This is a genomic window from Pyxidicoccus sp. M15, from assembly GCF_056858435.1.
The window spans coordinates 7,895,648-7,912,159 of record NZ_CM166495.1; the positions used below are offsets into that span (position 1 = coordinate 7,895,648).

Consider the following 16,512-nt stretch of genomic DNA (forward strand, 5'->3'; position numbering starts at 1 on the left):
CCGCCCGCCTAATGCCGCGGACAGGTCGGTAGCGGCCTGTAGCAGCCACGCCCGGAGGAAGTCCGATGCAGGATGGAAGCGCCAGCCCCCTGAGCCCCGAGGCTCCATCGTCGCCGGCGGCCGCCGAGGCGCAAGTCGACGCGCGCGGCCCCGAGGCCGACATCGTCTCCACCCACGTCCTGGTTCCGGAGGAGCAGGTCCAGAAGCTCCGCGAGCTGGCCCGGCGCACCCGCATCCACCAGAGCGAGTACCTCCGCGAGGCGGTGGATGACCTGCTCGGCAAGTACGGCCGCGGCACCGCCAAGGAGGAAGGCCAGTCATGAGCGCCGTCGCCCTCGCGCCCCGCTCGTCGCCGCGCACCCGCGAGCCCGCCCCCGCCGCGCTCGTGCGCGACTCGGACGCCGTGCGCACGCCGCGCACCCGCCTGGCCTCCGAGCGGCCAGCCTCCATCCGCGACGCCATCGTCCGCTGGCTCGACCAGGAGCTGTGAGCCCCGCGGCCGGCCCCTCCCTGGAGACCGGTCCGCGAGACAGGGTACGCTGGGGGCTCCCTTTTCACAGGAGTCCCCACACCCCATGCGTCTTTCCTTCCTGACGGCCGCCCTGGCCTTCGCCGCCGCCGGCTGTGCGACCTCGGGTGGCTTCGACAAGCTCTACCCTGGCATGTCGTCCCAGCAGGTCGTGGAGGCGATGGGCACGGGCCCCTCGCGCGCGCAGGAGTTCCCCGACCAGTCCACCGCCTGGTACTACGGCGAGGACCGCTGCGTGCTCATGCGCGAGGACAAGCTGGTCTCCAAGGCCACCTCCGAGGACACCACCGCGGTGGACACGCCCATCGTCTCCGTGCGCGACACCTCGAGGGCGCTCTGCGCGCCCGAGGGCTACGCGTCCAAGGAGAAGCGCGAGCAGGAAATCGAAACGCCCTTCGGCACCTACAAGGGCAACATCGACCCGGCCTCCGCCGTGAAGAAGGTGAAGGGCATGGTGACGGGCAAGGAAGCGGCGCCCGAGAAGTCCGAGCAGGCCACCACGCCGGCGCCGTAGTCACCCTCCGCTTCGACAGTCCCGGGGCCGCGCGCGAGCTCTCGCCGCGGCCCCGTGGCGTTTGAGGGAGCCCTCAGGCGGAGGGCGCCGTGGCCTCGCCTTCCTTGTCCAGCTTGCCGGCGATGTCCTTGAAGGACATGTGGCCGACGGAGAGCAGGATGAGGCCCAGCGCCACCTGCTGCACCGTCTGGCACAGCCACATGACGTTGGCGTAGGCGAGCCCGCTGGCGTTCACCACCGCCGCCGGCAGGAAGAGGCCGAGGCCCACCTTGGTGGCGGCCTGGAAGGTGCCCATCATCCCCGGCGCCGCGGGAATCATCAGCCCCACCACCAGCACGCCGAGCACGACGTAGGCCTGGAAGAAGGACAGGCTCATCGGCTGGCAGACCGTGCCCACCGCCGCACCCGAGCAGTCGAAGGCGTTGGCGAGCATGGCCATGCCGAACCCATTCACCCCCCAGTACAGCGCCGTGTAGAGGAAGAAGAGCGCTATCTGCCTGCCGTTGGGCAACTGCCGCATGGCGCCGACGAAGGTGTCGACGATGTCCGCGACTTTATGGGCCACGCCGGGGGCGAAGCGCCCCACCGTGGCGCGCACCAGGCGCACCGTGCGCTCCTGCTGCCAGAGGCCGAAGAGGAGGAACGCGAGCCCTCCGCCGAACACGCCGAACAGCAACCAGGAGCCCCACTTGACGTAGCGGACCTCGGGCGTGTCGGTGGGGACGAAGAAGAGCAGCGCGCGCATCATCGCCGCGACGAAGAGGCCATCCACGATTCGCTCCAGCACCACGGACGTCATGGCGGCGCTGCGGCGGATGGAGCTGCGCTGGGCGATGAGGAAGGGCCGGGCGAACTCGCCCAGGCGGAAGGGCAGCACCAGCAGCATCATGAAGCCGATGCCGGAGGCCTCGTTGAGCTTGCGGAAGGGCACCTTCTCCAGGCCCGACAGCAGGCACCCCCACCGCAGCGTGCGGAACAGGTGGATGACGAGGAGGCAGCCGAAGTACGGCACCACCCACGCGTAGTTGGCCGCCTTGAGGCTGGCAACCTGGGTGGCCCAGTCCGTGTCCCGGAAGGCCCACCACATGAAGAGGAAGGTGACCAGCAGACTGGCCAGCAGCTTGACGGCGCGTTTCACGGCGGCCGGGTATACCGTCAGTCCGGGTCGGACTCCAGCGACTCTCCCGCGAGCAGCCGGGACGGGTTGTCGCGCATGAGGCGGCCGAAGGCCTGCTCCCCTGCCCTGCTCTTCAGCTCCGCCAGCGAGCGCCCCACCCAGTCCCGGGCCCCCACCGGGGCGTGCAGGTCCGTGGCGGCCACCGCGTAGAGGCCTTCATCCAGGAAGGCGCGGGCGAGCTTCTTCGGATTGGGGCCATAGCGGCCGGTGAGGGCCCCCACGTCGAGCTGGAGCAGCGCCCCCGCCCGGACGGCCTCCGCCGCGCGGCCCTTGCGCTCGAACTCCAGGCAGCGCTCCGGGTGCGCCAGCAGCGGCACCACGCCCTTGGTCCGGATGCGGAAGAGGATGTCCGGGAGGGCCGGCACGGGGGCGGTGTAGGGCAATTCCACCAGTGCGTAGCGCCCGGGGCCCAGCGTGCGAGCGGACGGTGTGCCCAGGCCGCGCAGGAAGGCGTCGTCGAGCACGTTCTCCGCGTTGCGCCCCAGCGTCAGGGGGATGCGCTCGCGCTCCAGGGCGGCGGCCAGCTCCGCGCGCTTCGCGTGCACCACGTCGACGGGGGCGTACTCGGGACGGGCGTGGGGGCTGGGGGCGACGGTGGAGAAGCCGAGGTCGACCAGGGCGCGCGCCATCTCCAGTGCATCCTCGAGGGAGCGGGCGCCGTCATCCACCCCGGGCAGCAGGTGGCAGTGCAGGTCGACGAAGCCGCTCACGCGTCTCCGCCCTGCCGGTCGGGATGGTGGGCGGAGGGCAGCTCGTCCTCCTGCTCATCCGCCTGGCGGTCGGGCACGCGGTACTCCTCGCCCAGCCAGCGGCCGAGGTCCACGGCGCGGCAGCGGCGGGAGCAGAAGGGGAAGGAGGCGTTCTCCGCGCGGGGAGGAACGGGCTTCTGGCAGATGGCACACTTCGAGGCGGGCATGATGGGCGTGTTCACTAGATAAGCGTTGACGCTCGCGCGGGCCAGGATGTTTCGTGCCCGGCCTCCAGCTCCCGAGGAGGTCCCCGCCATGAAGGTCCAGCGCATCACCGAGCCCGGTGGTCCCGAAGTGCTTGCCCTGGAGGAGCGCCCCGAGCCCGAGCCGGGCCCCGGCGAGCTGCGCGTGCGCGTGCGCGCCTCCGCGCTGAACCGGGCGGACCTCTTGCAGATTCGCGGCCTCTACGCCGCGCCGCCGGACGTGCCGCCGGACGTGCCGGGCCTGGAGTACGCGGGCGAGGTGACGGCCGTGGGCCCGCGCACGCGGCGCTTCAAGGTCGGCGACCGGGTGATGGGACTGGTGGGCGGCGGCGCGTGGGCGGAGTCGCTCATCACGCACGAGCGCGAGGCGCTGCCCATGCCGGAGGGCATGGACTTCGCGGACGCGGCGGCGCTGCCGGAGGCGTACCTGACGGCGTACGACGCGCTGGTGCTCCAGGGGGAAATGAAGCCCGGGGAAACGGTGCTGATTCACGCGGTGGCCAGCGGCGTGGGCTCGGCGGCGGCGCTCTTGTGCCGGGCCTCGGGCGCGCGCGTGGTGGGCACGGGGCGCAGCGCGGCCAAGCTGGCGCGGGCCTCCGAGTGGGGCGTGGCGCGCACGGTGCTGTGCCAGTCCTCACCGCCGAGCTTCGCGGACGCAGTGCGCGCGGAGACGGGCGGCCGGGGCGCGGACCTGTGCCTGGACCTGGTGGGGGGCGACTACCTGACGGAGTCGATGAGCGCGCTGGCGCCGCGCGGGCGGATGATGCTCGTCGGCCTGGTGGCGGGAATCAGCACCGAGGTGAACCTGGGGATGATGCTGATGAAGCGGCTGCGCGTCACCGGCACCGTGCTGCGCAGCCGTCCGCTGGAGGAGAAGATGGCGCTGACGCAGAGCGCGGAGCGCCACCTGCTGCCCCTGTTCCGCACCGGCGCGCTGAAGCCGGTGGTGGATGCGGTGCTGCCCATGGCGGAGCTGCGCCAGGGGTTGGAGCGCATGGAGCGCAACGACTCCGTAGGCAAGCTCGTGGTGCGGTGGGAGTGAGCGCCGGGCCTACTTGATGTTGTTGATGACGGACATCGACATCTCGTGCAGCTTCTTGAGCATGTTGGAGACGAACGCGGTCACCTCCGCCTGCTTCTGCAGCTTCAACTGCGCCTCGAGCCTGGGGCGCTCCTCCGTTGATGCAGCATTCAGGAGCTGGGTCTCGGCGTCGCTGTACGAGTTCACTGAGTTCAAAGCAGCCTTTACGGCATTGTCGACACCACGCATGTGACCCCCTCGACGGATGATGGAAAGACCCCAGGAGTGGGCATGCGACGCGCGTGAGACTACGCCCCCTCCAGGGCGACGAAATGTCTGCTCATGGGCGAGCACCCATGGCTGTCATTGCTCGGTTGGAAGGGTCTTTACGTAGACGTTCACCCCCGATTTCCGGCAGCGCCGCGGGCTCGTGAGGCCACGCAGGCAACACTGCCCCACCCCTGCGTTCAGTTAGGCAAGGAAGCAAGCGTTGCCATCATGAGGCGTAGCAGCTCCCAGGTCATCCCCGCAGCCCCATGACCTCCGGCCTTGGCCTCCCCTCACCGAGGCGCCGACAACCCTCAAACCCTTCCAGGCGTCGTGCGCTCCGAAGGGGACCCACCCGCTATGAATACGAACGAGGCCATGGCCCCTCGCGGCACTCCTGCGCCCAGCAAGCCCCTGACGGACCCCGCTCAGCTCGGGCCCGGCACGCGCATCCATCACTACGAGCTCATCCGCCAGCTCGGCATGGGCGGCATGGGCACCGTCTTCCTCGCGCGTGACACGCGGCTCGGCCGCCGCGTGGCCATCAAGCTCCTGCACACGCAGGATCCGCAGTTCACCCGCCGGTTCCTCATCGAGGCGCGCGCCACCGCGCAGTGCAGCCACGAGAACATCGTCATCATCCACGAGGTCGGCGAGCTCGGAGCAAGCCCATACATGGTGCTGGAGTTCCTCCAGGGCCAGCCCCTCAACAGGCTCATCAAGGGGGGCCTCCGCCTGCCACCGGCGCGGGCCGTGGAATTGATGGTCCCCGTGGTGCGCGCCCTGGCCTGCGCGCACGCGCAGAAGATCGTCCACCGGGACCTCAAGCCCGAGAACATCCTCGTCACCGACTCGGGCACCATCAAGGTGCTGGACTTCGGTATCGCCAAGGTGCTCCAGACCGACGAGGCCCACGGGGAGACCTCGCCCAGGGCGCTCCTCGCGGAGCTCCACTCGGGCCCGGCCAGCGGCTCACGCGAGGACGCCGGCAACCTCACCCGCCAGGGCGCCCTGCTCGGCACGCTGCCGTACATGTCTCCGGAGCAGTGGGGCAATGGCGTCGCCATCGACCACCGGACGGACATCTGGGCGGTGGGCATCATGCTGTTCCGCATGCTCGCGGGCCGGCATCCGCTGGAGCCTCTCTCCGGACCGCAGCTCATGGTCACCGGGGTGCTCGACGAGCCCATGCCGCGCCTGCGCGACGTGGCGCCGGACATGCCCGTGGAGCTGGCCGCCGTGGTGGACCGCTGCCTGCTCAAACACAAGGAGGAGCGCTTCCCGGACGCCGTTTCGCTGCTGCGCGCCCTGGAGCCCTTCCTGCCCGGGCGCTACACCCGGGAGCTCCGCCTCGACGAGAACCCCTACGCGGGCCTCAGCTCCTTCCAGGAGGCGGACGCGAACCGCTTCTTCGGCCGCTCCCGGGAGACCGCCGCGCTGGTCCACCGCATCCAGGACCGGCCGCTGCTGGCCGTCGTCGGCCCCTCGGGCGCGGGCAAGTCCTCGTTCATCCGCGCCGGCCTGATGCCCGTCCTCAAGCGCTCCGGCGTGCCCTGGGAGTCCTTCATCATCCGCCCCGGCCGCCATCCCCTGGCGGCCCTGGCCAGCCTGGTGGCGCCCTTCGTCACCTCCTCTCCCTCCGTGGAGGAGGACATCCGCAAGCAGCAGCAGCTCACCGACCACCTGCGAGAGCAGCCCGGCTACGTCGGCGCGGTGCTGCGCAGCCGGGCCCGTCGCGAGCGCCGGCGCATCCTCCTCTTCGTCGACCAGTTCGAGGAGCTGTACACCCTGGTGCCCGACGCCAGCGAGCGCCGGGCCTTCACCGCCTGCCTCTCCGGCATCGCGGACGATGCCACCTCCCCCATCCGCGTCGTCCTCTCCCTCCGCTCGGACTTCCTCGACCGCGCCTCCGAGGACGAGCGCTTCATGGCCGAGCTGGGACAGGGCCTCTTCTTCCTCGGCAGCCCCCAGCGCGAGGGGCTTCGTGACGCGCTCGTGCAGCCGGCGGAGCTGGCCGGGTACCGCTTCGAGACTCCGGCCATGGTCGACCAGATGCTCGGGCACCTGGAGTCCGCGCCGGGCGCGCTGCCCCTGCTGCAGTTCGCCGCCACCCGGCTCTGGGAAGCCCGGGACACGCCCCACCGGCTGCTCACCGAGAGCGCGTATCAGAAGCTCGGAGGCATCACCGGCGCGCTCGCCACCCATGCCGACGGTGTCCTCGCCGGGCTGTCTTCCCAGGAGCACCTGCTGGCGCGGGCCGTGTTCCTCCGCCTCGTCACCCCGGAGCGCACGCGCGCCATCGTCTCCCTGGAGGAGCTGCGCGAGCTGTCCCGGGATGGCGAGGACGTGCAGCGCCTGGTCGACCACCTCGTGCAGGCGCGACTGCTGGTCATCCAGACGGGAGGCGGCTCCAGCGGCGCTTCGGTGGAGCTGGTGCACGAGTCCCTCATCCTTGGCTGGCCCACCCTCCTCCGCTGGCTCGAGGAGGGGCAGGAGCACGCGGCCTTCCTGGAGCAGCTCCGCAATGCCGCACGTCAATGGGAGGCCAAGAGCCGCGACAGCGGCCTGCTCTGGCGCGGGGAGATGGTGGATGAAGCGCGGCGCTTCCAGCGGCGCTACCGGGGAGAGCTGCCACAGCTCCAGCAGGCCTTCCTCGACGCGGTCTTCGCGGGCTCGGCGCGGGCGGCGAGGCTTCGGCGCGCGGTGCTCGGGGGGACGACGGCCCTTCTCCTGCTGCTGGTCGTTTCGGCGGCGGTGGCCCTGGTCGTCATCGGCAACGCGCGGCGCGAGGCCGAACGCCAGGCCCGCCTGGCCCTGCGCGCCGAATCCGCGGCGCGCACCGCCGAGGCCATGGCACGAGGTGCCGAAGCCGAAGCGAAGCAGCGCCTGGCGGAGGTCCAGGCCAAGGAACTGGAGCGCAGGCAGGCCCAGCACCAGGCCGAGACAGCCAATGCCCAGGTCGAGCTCACGAACCTCGAGCTCTTTCAGAAGAACGATGCACTGCGCTCCGCATTGAAGAGGGCCCAGCGGGCACAGCTGCGGGCCCGGTTCGCGAAGGTGCGCGCGGAGAACAGCGCCGCCGCGGCAAGGGAGGCCCGGGAAGAAGCCGAGCTCCTGTTGCGCCGTGAGCAGGAGCGGGCCCGCCGCATCGAAGCCGCGCTTGGCAGTCGGTTCATCGAACTCTTGAAGTGAGGCTCCCATGAGAGGAACGAAGCATTCTGTCCTGCCCGGCGTGGCGATGGCGTGGATGGCGCTGTGGGCAACCTCCGCGCTCGCGCAGCAGGCGCCGACCGTGCTCGCCACCGGGGAGAACCGGCCCTGGGCGCTGGGAGTCGCTGCCCGGGAGCAGCAGGCCGCGCAGACCCTGTTCCAGGAAGGCAACGAGCAGCTGAAGGAGTCGTTCTTCGTCGAGGCCAGCCGGCAGTACCGGCAGGCGCTCCAGCTCTGGAACCACCCGGCCATCCACTACAACCTGGCGCTGGCGCTGATGAACCTGGACCAGCCCGTCGAAGTCCACGAGCACCTGGTGGCGGCGATGCGGCATGGGCCGGAGCCCCTGGACTTGAACAGGTTCGAGCATGCGCTCGACTACAAGAAGCTCCTCGAACAGCAGCTCACCTGGCTGGATGTCTCCTGCGAGCAGGCCGACACCACGGTGATGATGGATGGCCAGCTGCTGTTCGTCGCGCCCGGCCGGTTCCAGGGGCTGGTGCGCCCCGGCATGCACAGCCTCGTTGCCCTCAAGAAGGGGTACCTGACCACCGAGAAGACGCCGACGCTCATGCCGGGCAAGCGGGAGCAGTTCGCCCTCAAGGTGTACACCGCGGCCGAGCTCACCGAGTACCGGCGACGGTGGTCGACCTGGGTTCCGTGGACGGTGATGGGGTCGGGCCTGGCCGTGGCCGCGGGTGGCGGACTCCTCCATCTGCAGGCACGAGAGCGGTTCACCGCCTTCGACGCGGGCGTCAACCAATGCGGCGGCTGCATCGCCGAAGCCGGGCTCATGCGGCTACACAGCCAGGGCTCCGGCATGCAGAAGGCGGCCGTGGCCGCGTATGCCGTTGGCGGGGCGGCTCTGACCACCGGTGTGGTGATGCTCTACTTCAACCGGTCCCAGCCGCACTTCCGATCGCCGCGAGACGTAGGACAGGAAGTGGTCGTCACGCCGCTCATCGGCACCGGTACTGCCGGTGCGCTGGGCGCGTTCCGTTTCTGAGGAGATCCCCATGAGCCGAAAGTCCCTGTTCACCGCGCGGGTGGGAAGCATCCTCACGCTCGCGATCTGCTGCCTGTCCCTTCTGTCATGCATGGAACCTGAGAGCGCCCTTTGCCCGGAGGGGCTGGTCTGTCCCTCCGGCCAGAAATGCGCCGCCCGGCAGGCCGTGTGCATTCAGGGCAACTGTGGCGACGGCATCATCCAGGATGGTGAGGCATGTGACGACGGAAACATCATTGATGGCGATGGCTGTAGCCGGACGTGCGCGTCCAACGAGGGCTGTGGCAACAATGTCCGTGACTTCACCGCAGACGAGTTCTGCGATGACGGCAACACCGAGGATGGAGACGGGTGCAGCGCCGACTGCAAGTCCAATGAGAAGTGCGGAAACTCCCTTGTCGACGTTGCGCTGGGCGAGGTCTGCGACGACGGCAACACCCGCTCGGACGACGGGTGCAGCGCCGACTGCAAGTCCAATGAAAGCTGCGGCAACTCCATTGTCGACGCGGCGCTCAGGGAGGTCTGCGACGATGGCAATGCCCGCTCGGGCGACGGGTGCAGCGCAGACTGCAAGTCCAATGAGCGCTGCGGCAACTCCGTTGTCGACGCGGTGCTCGGCGAGGTCTGCGACGATGGCAATGCCCGCTCGGGCGACGGGTGCAGCGACAACTGCAAGTCCAATGAAAGCTGCGGCAACTCCATCGTCGACGAGGCGCGAGGAGAGCGGTGCGATGACGGCAACAACGACGACAATGACGGGTGCCCGCATGACTGCGCCATCAACGTCGCATGTAGAAATGGCTTCTTGGACCTTGGTGAGGACTGTGACGACGGCAACGAGGTCGACGACGATGATTGCCGGAACACGTGCAAGCTCGCGTTCTGCGGTGACGGGACAGTGAACACCCAGGGCCGGCGCAAGGAGGATTGCGATACCGGAGGAGAGTCTGAAATCTGCAACATCAACTGCACACACCCACGGTGCGGAGATGGCATCGTAAATCAAAAACTCAAAGAGCAGTGTGACGATCGCAATGACATCAATGAAGACAACTGCCTCAGCTCATGCCAGGTGGCCCGATGTGGGGATGGGTATATCAACGTCAAAGGCGGGGAGGCCTGCGATGACGGCAACTCCCTCGCGTGTGGAACGTGTGATGCCACCTGTTCGCGCGCCCCAGGCATGAAATATGCGACGGGAGTCATCACTCCAATACCTGGGAAACACATCAAAGATGGCGAGATTCTTGCCGTCAGTGACGGAATAACGCGCAGGTTTTTCGAGTTCAGCTCAACGGACAATGTCCCACCCAATCGCATACGGATAAAGATCAACAGCAACAGCGACGACCCGTACAGGGTTGCCACTGACATCGCCCAGGCCATCAACAATTCTGACCTCGAATTAAAAGCCACGCTGAACGACAACAGCGTAGAGCTCAAGGCTGACTCGGAGGGTGCTTTCGCGAATCGACCCATCGTCGAGTCCGTCAAGAATATCGACTTCGTGGTGAAAGGCATGGACGAGGGCACCGGCCGTGACTGCCCGGTGGGCACAGGCTGCAAGCTCGACAACGACTGCGCGGAAGATCTGTTGTGCCTGGCCGTGCAGGGCACGGAGAGGTCGGAGTGCAGGCCCAAGCCACGGTGAGCTGAAGACCGTTGCGCCCCCGCCCCGTCCCCTTATCCTGCGCGGCCATGGCTACCCACTTCGACCCCAGCGCCGCCGCACAGCCGGACTCCGGCGTCTTCGGCCTCCCGCACTCGCCCGACGAGGCCCACGTCGTCCTCATCCCCGTGCCCTTCGAGGCCACCACCAGCTACGGCGGCGGCACCTCCGAGGGCCCCGCCGCCGTGCTCGACGCCAGCCGCCAGGTGGACCTCTTCGACGTGGAAACGGGCCGCCCCTACGAGCGCGGCATCGCCATGCTCGACGAGCCCCAGGAGCTGCGCGACTGGAACACCCGCGCCAAGGAGCGCGCCCAGGTCGTCATCGAGGCCGGCGGCATCCACTCCGGCGAGGCCGAGCTGCTCAAGGCCGCCAACGACGTCAACGCGCTCTGTGACCAGATGAACGAGCACGTCTACCGCACCGCGAAGCACTGGCTGGACCAGGGCAAGCGCGTGGGCGCGGTGGGCGGGGACCACTCGTGCTCCTACGGCATCATCCGCGCGCACGCGGAGAAGTATCCCGGAATCGGCGTGCTCCACCTCGACGCACACGCCGACCTGCGCGTGGCCTACGAGGGCTTCACCTGGTCCCACGCGTCCATCATGTACAACGTCATGGAGCGCATCCCCGGCGTGAAGACGCTCGTCCAGGTGGGCCTGCGCGACATGAGCCAGGAGGAGTACCGCTACATCGAGGACTCCAAGGGCCGCGTCCACGGCTTCTTCGACGCCACCCTCCAGCACAAGCGCTTCGACGGCATCCCCTGGAACCGGCAGGTGGATGAGATGGTCGCCCTCCTCCCGCAGCAGGTCTACCTGTCGTTCGACATCGACGGCATGGACCCGGTGCTCTGCCCGCACACTGGCACCCCCGTGCCCGGCGGCCTGTCCTTCCCCGAGACGGTGGCGCTCATCTCCGGCGTCGTCCGCTCCGGCCGCACCATCGTCGGCTTCGACCTGATGGAGGTGTCTCCGGACCCCGAGGGCGGCGAGTGGGACGGCAACGTCGGCGCCCGCCTGCTCTACAAGATGATTGGCTGGATGCTGAAGTCGCAGAAGGCCTGAGGGCCCGCGTCATTCGCCCCGCGGCAACAGCAGGCTGAACGTGGAGCCATGCCCGGGGCGCGACACGGCGGACAGCGCGCCGCCGTGCAGCCGCGCCAGCTCCGACGCCACGTAGAGCCCCAGGCCCGTCGCTCCCGCGGGCCCCGTCTGGAAGGGCGCGAAGAGGCGGGGTACCTCCTCCTCCAGGAAGCCGGGCCCCCGGTCCTTCACCTGCACCGTCACCAGCGAGCGCGACGCCTGCATCTCCACCGTCACCTCGCCCCGGCCGCCGTCCTGCTTCACGGCGTTGGCCAGCAGCACGTCGAACACCTGGCGGATGCGCTCCGGGTCGAACCGCATGGACACCGGCTCCGACGGCGCCACCAGCGTCACCGGCGTGTGCGCCCGCCACGTGGCCACCGCGCCTCGCAGGTGCTGCGCCAGGTCCGCGTCCACCGACTGGAGCGTCAGTCCGCCCGCCGCCAGCCGCGCCACGTCCTTCAGGTCTCTCCCCAGCGTCTCCATGGACTGGAGCTGCGCGTCCAGGGACGCCAGCGCCGCGCGGTCCACCGCGGGCACCGCCTCCAGCTGCTTGAGCTGCGCGCGGGCCGCGTCCAGCGGGCCCTGGAGCGTCTGCGCCACCCACTGCCCCAGCACCTCCACCGGTGAGCCCACGTCCACGGGCTCCGGACGCGGCGCGGCGGCGAGCGACTGGCGGATGACCGACTCGAAGTCGGTGATTTCGAAGGGCTTGTGGAGGAAGGCCGAGGCCTCCGGCGCGCCCTGCGGCAGCACCGCGCTCAGGAGGATGATGGGCACGTCCTTGAGCTGCGCCTCCTGCTTCATGCGGCGGCACAGCTCCACGCCGCTCAGGCGCGGCATCATGTGGTCCGTCACCACGAGCTGCGGCCGGCGGGCCCTCGCCAATCCGAGCGCCTCCTCGCCGTCCCGGGCCGTCAGCACGTCGTGGCCCAGGTCCTCCACCACCTGGCTGAGGACTTCCAGTACCGCCGGCTCATCGTCCGCGACCAGGACGAGACTCATGCTCTTCCACTCCCTCGGCTACAGCGCGCCTCGACTCGACGGCGCGCTGCCAGGATAACGGCCTCCCCCGACGGTGCTGCGACACCGGGGCCAGCGCGTGCATCCTGGAGATGCAATCGTTCACGGATGGGCGGACTGGTTTATGAAGAGCGGAGCATCGCCACCAGAGACGCGGGGATGGGCTGCGGTCTTCCCGACAGTCGGGCTGTCCTGCCCCGGACACTCCCTGGTGGTGCACGGAGGGTTGGAATGAAGCCTGGAGTCATGAGGTGGAGCCTGCTGTGGGTGGCCCTGCTGGCCTCGGGGAGCGCGCGCGCGGACCTGGCCCGGCGCCGGGACGCCATCGTCGAGGTGGTGCAGAAGGTCTCCCCGGCCGTCGTCTACATCGGCACCGAGCAGGAGGTGGAGTCGCGCTTCCGCGGCCGGCGCTCCCCGCTGGAGGAGTTCTTCGGCGGCATGGGCGGCGGCGAGCAGGAGCGGCAGAAAATCGAGGGCCTGGGCAGCGGCGCCATCATCGACGCGTCCGGCACCATCGTCACCAACGACCACGTCATCCGCGGCGCGTCCGCCATCCACGTGGTGCTGGCGGACGGGCGCTCGTTCGACGCGGAGGTCATCGGCAGCGACGCGGCCAATGACCTGGCCGTGCTGAAGGTGAATGCGCGCGAGCCGCTGCCCACCGCGAAGCTGGGCACCAGCTCGGACCTGATGATTGGCGAGACGGTGGTGGCCATTGGCAGCCCCTTCGGCCTGAGCAAGACGGTGACGGCCGGCGTGGTGTCCGCGGTGGGGCGCACGTTCCGCGCGGACGGGCGCGTCTACAACGACTTCGTCCAGACGGATGCGGCCATCAACCCCGGCAACTCGGGCGGCCCGCTGCTCAACGTGGACGGGGAAATCATCGGCATCAACACCGCCATCTTCGGCGGCGGCGCGCAGGGCATCGGCTTCGCGATTCCCGCGGACAAGGTGCGGCGCATCGTGGAGGAGCTGACGCGCTTCGGGAAGGTGCGCCCGGCGTGGGTGGGCGTCGACGCGGCGGACCTGCCGCCGCGCGTGGCCCGGCAGCTCGGGTGGGACCGCGCCTACGGGGCGCTGGTGACGTCCGTGGAGCCCGGCAGCCCCGCGGCCCAGGCCGGCGTGAAGCGCGGGGACGTGGTGGCGGAATTGGGCGGCTCGCGCATCCAGGACGCCGAGGACTTCGACACCCGCGTGCGCGGCTACCCTGCCCGCTCGCCCTTCCCCATGGTCCTCTTCCGGGAAGGCGGCATGCGCACCCTCCAGGTGACGCCGTCGGAGTTCCCCGCTCGCATGGTCGAGGGGCTGGCGTGGGAGCGGCTGGGACTGAGAGTGAAGGAGGTGAAGGGGGTGCTGGCGGTGGCCGGCGTGCGGCAGGGCTCGGGCGCGGCCGACGTGGGGCTGGAGCCGGGAGACATCATCCTGCGGGTGAACAACCAGCCGGTGCCCACGGCGGATGCGTTCCGGGAGGCGCTGCTGACGGCGCGACGCGGACGGAGCGTGTTGCTGCTCGTGCGCCGGGGCCGGTACGGGTACCACATCACGCTGCCCTTCGAGCAGCAGGGCCAGAGCCTCTAGGGCGTTTCGGACACGGGGTGGGTCGTCCGGGATTTCTGGACCAGCGCGTCTCGCACTACCATGGGGGGTATGAGTTCCGTCCGTTACCAGTCCCTCGGTCCCCTGCTGGCCGGGGAAGGCTCGCGTGCCTTCCTCGGACTTGCCCTTGAGGACGGCGCGCCTCCCCGCTCCGTGGTGCTCATCTGGGCGCCGCAGGAGATTGCCCAGAACCCGGAGATGACGGCGCGGCTGACGCGTGAGACGTCACGCGCGCTCGTCTTCGAGCACCCCAACATCCTCCGCGTCCACGGCCTGGCCGTGCAGGACGGCGGCGTGGCGCGCGTCACCGAGTTCGCCGACGGCGAGCCCCTGCGCCGCCTGCTGGAAGCCCACCCCCGCCTGCCGCCGCAGTTCGCCGCGCTCGTCGTCGCGGACGCGGCCATGGGCCTGCACTACGCGCACGTCGCCGGCAATGACGACGGCACGCCGCTGGTGCACGGCGACATCCGCCCGGAGACGCTGATGATCTCCTTCGGCGGCGTGACGAAGGTGACGGGCTACGGCGCGCTCGGCGTGGCCCCGCGCGAGCGCGACGGCAAGCGCGTGAAGAACCGGCGCAAGTACAGCGCCCCGGAGCAGCTGCTCGGTGGCCGCGAGGCCGTCAACGTGCAGTCGGACGTGTTCCTGCTGGGGCTCGTGCTGCACGAGAGCCTGTCGGGGAAGATGCCGTTCAAGGAAACGGCGGACCCGGACAAGGCGGTGCTGAACCGCTCGCTGCCGCCGCTGCCGCAGGACGTGCCGCTGAAGATTGACGCGGTGGTGCGCAAGGCCACGACGAAGCGCGCGTACGACAGGTACCCCTCGGCGCTCGCGTTCCGCGAGGCGCTGGTGGAGGCGGTGGGCACGCTGCCCACGCATGCGCAGTTCGCGGAGTTCATGGCGAAGTACTTCCCGCCCGAGCACGAGGCGCGGGCGGCCCGGCGCAGGGTGATTGAGGCCGGCATCGCGGACGTGATGCAGAAGGCGGGCGTGTCGCCTCCGGCGGTGGCGGAGTTCCTTGCTCGCGGGACGCTGGCTCCGGGAGTGCTGCCCGCGAAGTGGCCGGCGCTGCCGGGGCAGCTCTCTGTTTCGGGGCCGGTGAATCTGAGCAGCACGGGCTCGGAGGCCGGTGCTTCCACGGAGGCCGCGGCCTCGGGTCCGTCGACGGGCTCCAACGCGCAGGTGGCTTCTGAAGCGCAGGGGCCGGCCAGTGGCGCTCATGCGCAGGTGGCTCCTGCGTCGACGTCCGCGCAGGGCCCGGCCAGTGGCTCTCATGCCCAGGTCCCGGGCGGTGCGGTTGCCGCACAGGGCCCGGCCAGCGGCGCCCATGCGCAGGTGGCTCCTGCCTCGACGTCCGCGCAGGGCCCCGCCAGTGGCGCTCATGCGCAGCTGTCCGGGAGCGCCGCGTCCGCGCAAGGACCGGCCAGTGGCTCTCATGCACAAGTCTCGGGGAGTGCCGCGGCCTCTTCCGGTACGACGGGCGCGAATGCAACGGTGGCTCCGGCCACTTCGAGCGCGGCGCCCGCGGCGGGCGGACTGCCGGCGGGCAGCCCCTCCGCGTCTCCTGTTCCCGTTGCGGCCGCTGCTACGGCGGCGAAGCCTTCTCGGGCCTGGGTGGGCCTGGTGGCCGTCGGCCTGGTGCTGACGCTCGGCGCGGCGGCGGTCGTGCTCAAGCGGCTGCCCGCCAACATCGAGGCGGAGGTCGACGCGGGTGCCGCCTCCGTGACGCCGTTGGAGGCCCTCGCTGACGCGGGAGCGGTGACCAAGGTGGCCGTCGTGGACGCGGGCATCCCGATGGGCATGCTGGACCTCACCGTCGAGCCGCGCGTGGAAGCGTCCATCCCGGGCCAGTACCTGGGGCGCACGCCGCTCTCCGCGTCCGTGCCCGCGGGCCGGCATGTGCTGACGCTCAGCAACCCGGTGCTCGGCATCCAGGTGACACGCATCATCACCGTGCCGGCGGGCGGGCGCAGCGGGCAGCAGTTCTTCCTCAACAAGGGCTTCGCCACCGTGCGCGCACCGAAGGGAGCCATCGTCACCGTCGACGGGCGCCTCGTGGGCGCCGCTCCCGTGGAGGAACTGGACCTCTACGAGGGCACGCACCAGCTCCTCGTCGTCGTGAATAACTCGCGCTGGCAGCGGACGTTCAAGGTGGAGCCCGGTCAGCGCGTCGCCTTCGACGTGGACTTCGAGGCGCCCCCCGAGGAGTAGTGGGCCTCCACGGAGCCCCGCGCCGTGACACACGGCGCGGGGTCAGCTCCGCAGTCCTCCACCGGCCTGACGTGCAGCTCCACGCGGCCGGTGTCGGTGAACTTGAAGGCGTTGGAGAGCAGGTTCTTGAGCACCTGCTGCAACCGCTGCGGGTCCGTGCGCAGGCCGTAGGCAGCCCGGCAGTCAGTGCGACGCGGAAGCCCAGTCCCTTGTGCTCGGAGTCTCACGTTGGTCCGTCGTGTCCATGGAGGC

General features: G+C 69.9%; 16 protein-coding genes. 10 read left to right on the forward strand and 6 right to left on the reverse strand.

What is annotated here, in order from left to right; translation table 11 throughout:
- Nucleotides 1-65 precede the first annotated feature (65 nt).
- The 3 genes from ACX9TP_RS29050 to ACX9TP_RS29060 all read left to right on the forward strand — a co-directional run bounded on the left by ACX9TP_RS29050 (nucleotide 66) and on the right by ACX9TP_RS29060 (nucleotide 1,043).
- A complete protein-coding gene (locus ACX9TP_RS29050; protein ID WP_482973885.1) occupies nucleotides 66-323 on the forward strand; it encodes a ribbon-helix-helix domain-containing protein in 258 nt (85 codons plus the stop codon).
- Nucleotides 320-490, forward strand: coding sequence for a hypothetical protein (locus ACX9TP_RS29055; protein WP_482973886.1), 171 nt, complete (start codon nucleotides 320-322; stop codon nucleotides 488-490). Before ACX9TP_RS29050 ends, ACX9TP_RS29055 begins: the two co-directional genes overlap by 4 nt.
- An 85-nt stretch (nucleotides 491-575) precedes the next feature.
- Nucleotides 576-1,043, forward strand: a complete 468-nt coding sequence (locus ACX9TP_RS29060; RefSeq protein ID WP_482973887.1) for a hypothetical protein — start codon at nucleotides 576-578, stop codon at nucleotides 1,041-1,043.
- Between the two features lie 73 nt (nucleotides 1,044-1,116).
- Here the strand turns inward: ACX9TP_RS29060 and ACX9TP_RS29065 are convergent, their stop codons facing one another.
- From ACX9TP_RS29065 to ACX9TP_RS29075, 3 genes are read right to left on the reverse strand one after another with little or no spacing between them, the layout of a single operon-like run.
- Nucleotides 1,117-2,181, reverse strand: a complete 1,065-nt coding sequence (locus ACX9TP_RS29065) for a lysylphosphatidylglycerol synthase transmembrane domain-containing protein (protein ID WP_482973888.1) — start codon at nucleotides 2,179-2,181, stop codon at nucleotides 1,117-1,119.
- Between the two features lie 17 nt (nucleotides 2,182-2,198).
- Nucleotides 2,199-2,930 (reverse strand): tyrosine-protein phosphatase, encoded by a 732-nt coding sequence (locus ACX9TP_RS29070; RefSeq protein ID WP_482973889.1) that lies wholly within the window; start codon nucleotides 2,928-2,930, stop codon nucleotides 2,199-2,201.
- Entirely contained in the window at nucleotides 2,927-3,136 is a 210-nt protein-coding gene (locus tag ACX9TP_RS29075) for a DNA gyrase inhibitor YacG (RefSeq protein ID WP_482973890.1), read from the reverse strand. The genes ACX9TP_RS29070 and ACX9TP_RS29075 overlap by 4 nt, the downstream gene beginning before the upstream one ends.
- 88 nt (nucleotides 3,137-3,224) lie before the next feature.
- On the opposite strand from ACX9TP_RS29075, the gene ACX9TP_RS29080 reads away from it, so the two are divergent.
- Complete coding sequence (locus tag ACX9TP_RS29080) at nucleotides 3,225-4,214, forward strand: NAD(P)H-quinone oxidoreductase (RefSeq protein ID WP_482973891.1); 990 nt, start codon at nucleotides 3,225-3,227, stop codon at nucleotides 4,212-4,214.
- 9 nt (nucleotides 4,215-4,223) lie between these two features.
- Here ACX9TP_RS29080 and ACX9TP_RS29085 read toward each other — a convergent pair whose 3' ends face one another.
- Nucleotides 4,224-4,409, reverse strand: coding sequence for a hypothetical protein (locus ACX9TP_RS29085; RefSeq protein ID WP_482973892.1), 186 nt, complete (start codon nucleotides 4,407-4,409; stop codon nucleotides 4,224-4,226).
- A 411-nt stretch (nucleotides 4,410-4,820) separates the two neighbouring features.
- Between ACX9TP_RS29085 and ACX9TP_RS29090 the strand changes: the two genes are divergently transcribed.
- The 4 genes from ACX9TP_RS29090 to ACX9TP_RS29105 are packed head-to-tail and all read left to right on the forward strand — an operon-like array spanning nucleotide 4,821 to nucleotide 11,412.
- A complete protein-coding gene (locus ACX9TP_RS29090; RefSeq protein ID WP_482973893.1) occupies nucleotides 4,821-7,652 on the forward strand; it encodes a serine/threonine-protein kinase in 2,832 nt (943 codons plus the stop codon).
- A gap of 7 nt (nucleotides 7,653-7,659) precedes the next feature.
- Complete coding sequence (locus tag ACX9TP_RS29095) at nucleotides 7,660-8,676, forward strand: hypothetical protein (protein ID WP_482973894.1); 1,017 nt, start codon at nucleotides 7,660-7,662, stop codon at nucleotides 8,674-8,676.
- A gap of 10 nt (nucleotides 8,677-8,686) precedes the next feature.
- Nucleotides 8,687-10,327 carry a DUF4215 domain-containing protein gene (locus ACX9TP_RS29100; RefSeq protein WP_482973895.1) on the forward strand — a complete coding sequence of 547 codons (1,641 nt, stop codon included), beginning with the start codon at nucleotides 8,687-8,689 and terminating at the stop codon, nucleotides 10,325-10,327.
- 47 nt (nucleotides 10,328-10,374) lie between these two features.
- Entirely contained in the window at nucleotides 10,375-11,412 is a 1,038-nt protein-coding gene (locus ACX9TP_RS29105) for an agmatinase family protein (protein ID WP_482973896.1), read from the forward strand.
- Between the two features lie 9 nt (nucleotides 11,413-11,421).
- Here the strand turns inward: ACX9TP_RS29105 and ACX9TP_RS29110 are convergent, their stop codons facing one another.
- Nucleotides 11,422-12,435, reverse strand: a complete 1,014-nt coding sequence (locus ACX9TP_RS29110; RefSeq protein ID WP_482973897.1) for an ATP-binding response regulator — start codon at nucleotides 12,433-12,435, stop codon at nucleotides 11,422-11,424.
- A 249-nt stretch (nucleotides 12,436-12,684) separates the two neighbouring features.
- Between ACX9TP_RS29110 and ACX9TP_RS29115 the strand changes: the two genes are divergently transcribed.
- Nucleotides 12,685-14,031 carry a trypsin-like peptidase domain-containing protein gene (locus ACX9TP_RS29115; RefSeq protein ID WP_482973898.1) on the forward strand — a complete coding sequence of 449 codons (1,347 nt, stop codon included), beginning with the start codon at nucleotides 12,685-12,687 and terminating at the stop codon, nucleotides 14,029-14,031.
- Between the two features lie 69 nt (nucleotides 14,032-14,100).
- On the forward strand, nucleotides 14,101-16,260 hold the full coding sequence (locus ACX9TP_RS29120) for a protein kinase domain-containing protein (RefSeq protein ID WP_482973899.1): 2,160 nt from the start codon (nucleotides 14,101-14,103) through the stop codon (nucleotides 16,258-16,260).
- Here the strand turns inward: ACX9TP_RS29120 and ACX9TP_RS29125 are convergent.
- Entirely contained in the window at nucleotides 16,212-16,403 is a 192-nt protein-coding gene (locus ACX9TP_RS29125) for a hypothetical protein (RefSeq protein WP_482973900.1), read from the reverse strand. The two genes, ACX9TP_RS29120 and ACX9TP_RS29125, sit on opposite strands and share 49 nt — an antisense overlap.
- Nucleotides 16,404-16,512: the final 109 nt, after the last annotated feature.